Genomic DNA, 7,023 nt, shown 5'->3' on the forward strand with positions numbered 1-7,023 from the left:
TAGAAATCGACGTTGACGATGTCCTGGTACTTCTTGGGCGGGTTCTCGGCATAGCGCCCACAGGGTTATCACAGTCTTCAGGCCTGTGTTGTACCTGTGGGAGCTGGCTTGCCGGCGATGGGGCGCGAAGCGGCCCCGGCTTCAACGCGGTATTACTGCGCTGCAGTCTCCTGCACCACACGAATCACCCGCTGCGGGAACGGAATGTCGATCCCTTCGGCCTTCAACCGGTCACGCGCATGCTCGTTGAGCATGAACATCACATCCCAGTAATCGGCGGTCTTGGTCCACAAGCGCAACGATACGGTGATAGAGCTGTCGCCCAGGGTCGCGACCACCGCCTGCGGCGCCGGGTCGGGCAGCACACGCGGATCCTGCGCCAGCTCCAGCAGCACGTTACGGGCCTTCTGCAGGTCGGCCTCGTAGTCCACGCCCACATCGAACACCACCTTGCGCGTCGGCTGGCGGTTGGTGTTGGTGATGATGCCGTTGGACAGGCTGCCGTTGGGCATGATCACGGTCTTGTTGTCACCGGTGCGCAGCACGGTGTGGAAGATCTGGATGCTGTCGACGGTGCCGGCCACGCCTTGCGCCTCGATCCAGTCACCGATGCGGAACGGGCGGAAGAGCAGGATCAGCACACCACCGGCGAAGTTTGCCAGGCTGCCCTGCAACGCCAGACCGATGGCCAGCGTGGCACCACCAATCGCAGCCACGAACGAAGTGGTCTCAATGCCGATCATGGAGGCAACGCTGATCGCCAGCATGACCTTGAGGATGATGTTAGCCAGGGTGCGGATGAAGCCCTGCAGTGCCGGGTCTTGTACGCGCAAACCCACCAGCCTGGCGAGTCGATCACTGACCACGTTGGTAAGCCACCAGCCGATCGCCAAGGTCAGCAGTGCCAGCAGCAGGCGGCTGCCGTATTCCATGATCAAGGGGACCCAGGTCTGCGATTGGCGGACCAGCTGATCGACTTCAGCGTTCAAATCCATATTCATCTCCTGATGCCGCACGGCATGTACACGTATAGCAGGCCGCCGTAGGTTCGGCGGCCATGACCCCCATGGACATCATTACGCCATCGGGGTTCCGGACAACCCTGCGATCAGTCGCGGAAGTTGTTGAACTGCAGCGGCATGTCGAATTCCTTGGTACGCAGCAGGGCAATGGCCTCCTGCAGATCGTCACGCTTTTTACCGGTAACGCGTACCTGCTCGCCCTGGATGGCGGCCTGCACTTTCAGCTTGGCATCCTTGATGGTGGCGACAATCTTCTTCGCCAGGTCCTTGTCGATGCCTTCGCGGAACTTGGCTTCCTGTTTCTTTTCCTTGCCCGAGGCGTACGGGTCCTTGGTTTCCAGGCACTTCACGTCGATCTTGCGCTTGACCAGCGCCAGGCGCAGGATTTCCAGCATCGCTTCGAGCTGGAACTCTTCCTCGGCGGTGAGCATCACGGTCTGCTCTTTGTCCTTGAACTCGAAGGTACCCTTGCCCTTGAGGTCGTAGCGGCGGTCCAGGTCCTTGATGGCGTTGTCGACCGCGTTCTGCACTTCGTGCTTGTCCAGTTCCGATACCACGTCGAACGAAGGCATGGTTGTTCTCCCAAAATAAAAGCGCGCTCAGGCTGAAGATGGAGCGCGCTGGGTTTGACGGTTAAAATGCGGGCTCATTATAACGGGTTGCGAAACGCATATGAGCAGCACCTGGCATATTCTCGGCGCCGGTAGCCTGGGCAGCCTGTGGGCTTGCCGCCTGGCGCGCGCGGGCAAGGCAGTACGCCTGATCCTGCGTGACGGGCAACGGCTGCAGGCCTATCAGCAGGCCGGCGGCCTTACCGTGGTCGAACAGGACCAGCCCCGCCACTACGCCATCCCCGCCGAAACCGCGCAGGCACACGGCCCGATCCATCGCCTGCTGGTGGCCTGCAAGGCCTACGACGCCGCCCCGGCCATTGCGGGCGTCGCAGCGCGCCTGGCCGAGGGCGCCGAAGTGGTGCTGCTGCAGAACGGCCTGGGCAGCCAGGACGAAGTCGCCGACCTGGTGCCCCACGCGCGCTGCATCTTCGCCTCCAGTACCGAAGGGGCGTTCCGCGAGGGTGACTGGCAGGTACGCTTTGCCGGCCACGGCTTCAACTGGCTGGGCGACCCACGCAACCCGACGATCCCGACCTGGTTCGATGACCTGCACGAGGCCGGCATCCCCGCCGAGTGGACGGTGGATATCCTCACTCGCCTGTGGCGCAAGCTGGCACTCAATTGCGCCATCAACCCGCTGACCGTGCTGCACGACTGCCAGAACGGCGGGCTGCTGGGGCACCTGGGCGAAGTTGACGCCCTGTGCGCCGAGCTGGCCCAGCTGCTGCGCCGCTGTGGCCAGCCAGAGGCAGCGGATGGGCTGGACGAAGAAGTACAGCGGGTTATCCTCGCCACGGCTGCCAACTACTCTTCCATGTACCAGGATGTACGCGCTGGCCGGCGCACCGAGGTGCACTACCTGCTTGGCCAAGCGTGCCGCGCTGCCGGCCGCCATGGCCTGCAGTTGCCAGAGCTGGAACGCCTGCTGCGGCGCCTGGTCGATAACCTGCGCGGGCGTGGTTTGCCCTGCGACTGACGCGGCCCTTTCAACCGGATACGGACATTGCCTAGCCCATGACCTTGCGCCAACGCCTGGAAAACCTCCCGGTCGGGCAGAAGCTACTGGCAGCCCTGCTGGTGTTGCTGGTGACCATTCTGCTGGTGGCCAACCTCACCTTCATCAGTGCCGCCTACTGGATCACCCAGGAAAGCATGGCGCCACAGGCGCTGCACACCATCGGCCGGCTGGTGGCCAACCCACAGCTGGCGGCCCGCGCCGGCGATAGCCCGGACACCGCCAGCGCCCTGCTCAAGGAACTGGACAGCTACACGCCGCTGCGCGCCGCCGCCGTCTACGGGGGTGACGGCCGTATACTGGCGCAACTGCAGCACGGCGAGCCGCTGGCGCTGCCCAGGCGTTTTCGCGACATCGACGGCTGGCGCCTGATGGAGTTTCGCAGCACCCAGCTGATCCGCATGCCACGTGACGCCAACCCACCCGCGCACCTGCTGCTGGTGGCCAGCAGCGAACTGCCCACGGCCTTTTACACCGGCACCCTCAGCGCAAGCCTGGGCATCCTGGTATTCAGCATCCTGCTGTGGATAATCATCGCCCGGCAGATCAAACGCCTGATCACCCAGCCGATCAACCAACTCGAAGAGCTCAGCCGCCAGGTCACCCGCGAAGAGAGCTATGCCCTGCGTGCGCAGCGCGGCAACGACGACGAAATCGGCAGCCTGGCCGAAGCGTTCAACACCATGCTCTCGCGCATCGAGGCTCGCGAACAGCAGCTCAAGCGCACCCGCGACGAGTTCCAGGAGGCCTATGACCAGGCCCAGGGCCTGGCCGAGGAAACCCGCCACACCAACCGCAAGCTGGAACTGGAAGTCCAGGTGCGCAGCAAGATCGAGAAGAAACTCACCGGTTTCCAGAACTACCTCAACAGCATCATCGACTCGATGCCCTCGGCGCTGATCGCCCTCGATGAGCAGCTCTACGTGACCCAATGGAACCACGAAGCCACGGTGCTATCCGGCACGCCACTGGACGAAGCGCTGAACCAGCCGATCTTCATCGCCTTCGAACCGCTCAAGCCGTTCTTGCCGCAGTTGAAGGAAACTGTGGAGAAACACCGCGTTGCAAAGATCGAGCGGGTCACCTGGCCCAAGGGCGAAGACCTGCGCCACTACGCCCTGACCTTCTACCCGCTGACCGGTGGAGGCGGCCGTGGCGTGGTCATCCGCATCGACGACATCACCCAGCGCCTGTCGTTGGAAGAAATGATGGTGCAATCGGAGAAGATGCTTTCGGTCGGAGGCCTGGCCGCCGGCATGGCCCATGAGATCAACAACCCGCTAGGCGCGATCCTGCACAACGTGCAGAACATTCGCCGGCGCCTGTCACCAGAGCTGCCGCGCAACCAGGAGCAGGCCGAAGAACTGGGCATCGACCTGCTCACGGTCAACCGCTACCTGGAGAGCCGCGAAGTGCCGCAATTGCTCGACGGCATCCAGCAGGCCGGTGCCCGGGCGGCAAAGATCGTCACCCACATGCTCAGTTTCAGCCGACGCAGCAACCGCCAACTGGCGCCGTGCGACCTGCCAGCGCTGATCGACCAGGCGGTGGAGATTGCAGGCAACGACTTCGACCTGGCCATCGGCTTCGACTTCAAGGGCCAGGCCATCGTGCGCCAGTTCGACCCCGAACTGGGGCCGGTGCCGTGCACTGCCAACGAACTGGAGCAGGTGCTGCTCAACCTGCTGAAAAACGCCGCCCAGGCTATTCACCAGCGACCACAGCCGAGCGAGCCTGGGCGCATCATCCTGCGCACCCGCTTGAGCCCGCCATGGGCGGAAATCCAGGTCGAGGACAACGGGGTCGGCATGCCCGAGGGGGTGCGCAAACGCACCTTCGAACCGTTCTTCACCACCAAGGAAATCGGCCAGGGCACCGGGCTGGGTCTGTCGGTCTCGTACTTCATCATCACCAACAACCACAAGGGGCAAATGGAAGTGCAATCCACGCCCGGCCAAGGTACCTGCTTCACCCTGCGCCTGCCCCTCGGCCAGCCGGCAGCGGTAGCGCCGGCCAAAACGGAGAAATGACATGGGCTACCGCCTGTCGAAGATCTACACCCGCACCGGCGACAAAGGCGAAACCGCCCTGGGCGACGGGCGCCGGGTACCCAAGGACCACCCACGGATCGAAGCGATTGGCGAGGTGGACAGCCTGAACAGCCAGCTGGGTTTGTTGCTGGCGGGGCTGGCCGAACAAGGATTGAGTGAAGTGAGCGCAGTGTTGGCGCCATGTCAGCACCGCCTGTTCGACCTTGGCGGTGAGTTGGCGATGCCCAGTTATCAGGCGCTGAACATGGCGGAAGTGGAACGCCTGGAAGCAGCGATCGATGTGTGGAATGAAGAGCTGGGGCCGTTGAAGAACTTCATCTTGCCCAGCGGCTCGGCGCTGGTGGCGCAGGCGCATGTGTGCCGTAGCCTGGCGCGCAGTGCGGAGCGGCGGTGCCAGCAGCTGAATGCGCTGGAGCCGTTGGCGGGGGTTGGGTTGGCGTATATCAACCGGCTTTCGGACCTGCTGTTTGTGGCGGCGCGGATCATTGGGCGGCGGCAGGGGGTGGCTGAGGTTTTGTGGAAGCCTGCTGAAAAGCCGCAGGGCTGATATTTTTGAGGCTGCTGCGCAGCCCATCACCGGCAAGCCAGCGCCCACAGAGCCCGGTCTGTGCTGTCTTTGTGGGAGCTGGCTTGCCGGCGATGGGGCGCAAAGCGGCCCCAATTACAGGCGACTCAGATCTCGGGCCAGAACGCCCGGATCCCGGCAACACCCTGCGCCCCCGCTTCCCAGGCCTGTTCACGCTCGCCCGGCCCGACCCCACCCAGCAGGTAGACCGGTTTGTTGAAGCCGGCGATCAACCGTTGTGCCTCGTCCCACCCCAGCGGCACCGCCTCAGGGTGTGTCCGGGTTGCCTGCACCGGTGACAAGGTGACGAAGTCCACGCCCATCTGCTCCGCCAGCGCCAGCTCTTCGGCACTGTGGCAGGACGCCGCCAGCCAGCGCTCCTTGGGGAACGGCCGGCCGTTGGCGGCATACTTGCGCAGTTGTGCAGCCGTCAGGTGCCAACCCGCGGCAGGGAAGTCACCCAGCCACTCCAGCGGCCCCTTGAGCATCAGCTGCGCCTTGCCCGCGCACAGGCCGACCGCATCCACCGCCACATCGCGGTACTTGGGGTCGTACATGTCCGGGGCACGCAACTGGATCAGGCGAATTCCGCTGGCCACCGCCTTCTGGATGCCCTTGAGCATCTGCGGCACTTCCAGGCCATCTGGGGTGATCAGGTACTGGTCCGGCAGGCGCGCGGCTGCAACGATCGGCTTGTTGGCCTCGGGGAATTCGTACTGCGGCAAATCACGTGGGGCAACCCATTCCAGGGGTTGGCCCTCGGCGCCATGCGGCTCGCCGGTGAACGCCTGGACTTCGCGCACGTCCAGCAGCACCTGCTTGTCCGGGTAGTCGTGGCTGACCTTGATCAGCGCGCGCGAACGGCTCACCTCGATGCCCAGCTCCTCGCGCAGCTCGCGGGCCAGCGCCGCCTCGACGCCCTCACCCTCTTCCACCTTGCCGCCCGGGAATTCCCACAGGCCGCCCTGGTGCTGGGTATCAGCACGCCGCGCGATCAGAATGCGGCCGTCAGTACCGCGGATGACAGCGGCTACAACATGAATCCGTTTCACCCTTCACGCTCCGCCAGGCCAGCCTTCTGCCAGGCCTGGAAGGCCGGCCACTGGTAAATGGTTTCGATATAGGCCGCCGCCTCCGCAGGCACTTCCACGCGGTAAGTGCGCAGACGCACGGCCACCGGGGCGAAGAAGACATCGGCCAGGCTCGGCTTGCCGAACAGGAACGGGCCGCTGTCCTTGGCCACCAGGCGGCACTCGGACCACAGTGCAACGATACGGTCGATATCGATCTGAACCTCCAACGGCACGCTCTCCAGCGCTTGGTCGCGCGACAGGTCGAACGGCATGGCACCGCGCAAGGCGAAGAAGCCGCTGTGCATCTGTGCGCAGGCCGAACGGGCCTGTGCCCGGGCCGCCACGTCGGCAGGCCACAGCTGGGCGTCGGGGTGGCGTTCGTTGAGGTATTCGGCAATGGCCAGCGAGTCGGCGATCACACCGTGCTCGGTCTTGAGCAGCGGTACCTTGCCGGTGGCAGAGAAGGCGAGGATGCGCTGACGAGTGTCAGGCTGGTTGAGTTTGATCAGTGTTTCTTCGTAAGGCACGCCAGCCAGCTCGAGGGCCAGGGCGCCACGCAGCGACCAGGAGGAATACAGCTTGTCGCCGATGATCAGGTGATAGCTCATGGTTCGGCTCCATCGTTTGGGAATTTTGGGGCTGCTCTGCAGCCCTTTCGCGACACAAGGCCGCTCCCACATGGG

Annotated in this window: 7 protein-coding genes; 3 read left to right on the forward strand and 4 right to left on the reverse strand. The window is 64.1% G+C overall.

Annotation, left to right across the window (positions count from 1 at the left end):
* Positions 1-152 precede the first annotated feature (152 nt).
* Positions 153-995, reverse strand: a complete 843-nt coding sequence (locus tag ACK1U9_RS17290; protein WP_046616540.1) for a mechanosensitive ion channel family protein — start codon at positions 993-995, stop codon at positions 153-155.
* A gap of 113 nt (positions 996-1,108) precedes the next feature.
* The gene (locus tag ACK1U9_RS17295; RefSeq protein ID WP_013974099.1) at positions 1,109-1,594 is read right to left on the reverse strand and encodes a YajQ family cyclic di-GMP-binding protein; all 486 of its coding nucleotides are present in this window, start codon (positions 1,592-1,594) and stop codon (positions 1,109-1,111) included.
* Between the two features lie 100 nt (positions 1,595-1,694).
* On the opposite strand from ACK1U9_RS17295, the gene ACK1U9_RS17300 reads away from it, so the two are divergent.
* From ACK1U9_RS17300 to ACK1U9_RS17310, 3 genes are read left to right on the forward strand one after another with little or no spacing between them, the layout of a single operon-like run.
* Positions 1,695-2,612, forward strand: a complete 918-nt coding sequence (locus ACK1U9_RS17300) for a putative 2-dehydropantoate 2-reductase (RefSeq protein WP_153670517.1) — start codon at positions 1,695-1,697, stop codon at positions 2,610-2,612.
* 38 nt (positions 2,613-2,650) lie between these two features.
* Positions 2,651-4,681, forward strand: a complete 2,031-nt coding sequence (locus tag ACK1U9_RS17305) for a sensor histidine kinase (protein WP_108480659.1) — start codon at positions 2,651-2,653, stop codon at positions 4,679-4,681.
* 1 nt (position 4,682) lies between these two features.
* Entirely contained in the window at positions 4,683-5,249 is a 567-nt protein-coding gene (locus ACK1U9_RS17310) for a cob(I)yrinic acid a,c-diamide adenosyltransferase (protein WP_108480658.1), read from the forward strand.
* A 125-nt stretch (positions 5,250-5,374) separates the two neighbouring features.
* Here ACK1U9_RS17310 and ACK1U9_RS17315 read toward each other — a convergent pair whose 3' ends face one another.
* A complete protein-coding gene (locus ACK1U9_RS17315) occupies positions 5,375-6,319 on the reverse strand; it encodes a Nudix family hydrolase (protein WP_046616535.1) in 945 nt (314 codons plus the stop codon).
* Positions 6,316-6,948 carry a glutathione S-transferase family protein gene (locus ACK1U9_RS17320; protein ID WP_046616533.1) on the reverse strand — a complete coding sequence of 211 codons (633 nt, stop codon included), beginning with the start codon at positions 6,946-6,948 and terminating at the stop codon, positions 6,316-6,318. The genes ACK1U9_RS17315 and ACK1U9_RS17320 overlap by 4 nt, the downstream gene beginning before the upstream one ends.
* Positions 6,949-7,023 lie beyond the last annotated feature (75 nt).

This window comes from Pseudomonas sp. XP1, assembly GCF_053557675.1.

What these genes read in the sequence shown, in the direction of transcription:
- ACK1U9_RS17290 (WP_046616540.1), bottom strand. Translation starts at nt 995, where the DNA reads ATGGATTTGAACGCTGAAGTCGATCAGCTGGTCCGCCAATCGCAGACC.
- ACK1U9_RS17320 (WP_046616533.1), bottom strand. Translation starts at nt 6,948, where the DNA reads ATGAGCTATCACCTGATCATCGGCGACAAGCTGTATTCCTCCTGGTCG.
- ACK1U9_RS17305 (WP_108480659.1), top strand. Translation starts at nt 2,651, where the DNA reads ATGACCTTGCGCCAACGCCTGGAAAACCTCCCGGTCGGGCAGAAGCTA.
- ACK1U9_RS17310 (WP_108480658.1), top strand. Translation starts at nt 4,683, where the DNA reads ATGGGCTACCGCCTGTCGAAGATCTACACCCGCACCGGCGACAAAGGC.
- ACK1U9_RS17300 (WP_153670517.1), top strand. Translation starts at nt 1,695, where the DNA reads ATGAGCAGCACCTGGCATATTCTCGGCGCCGGTAGCCTGGGCAGCCTG.
- ACK1U9_RS17295 (WP_013974099.1), bottom strand. Translation starts at nt 1,594, where the DNA reads ATGCCTTCGTTCGACGTGGTATCGGAACTGGACAAGCACGAAGTGCAG.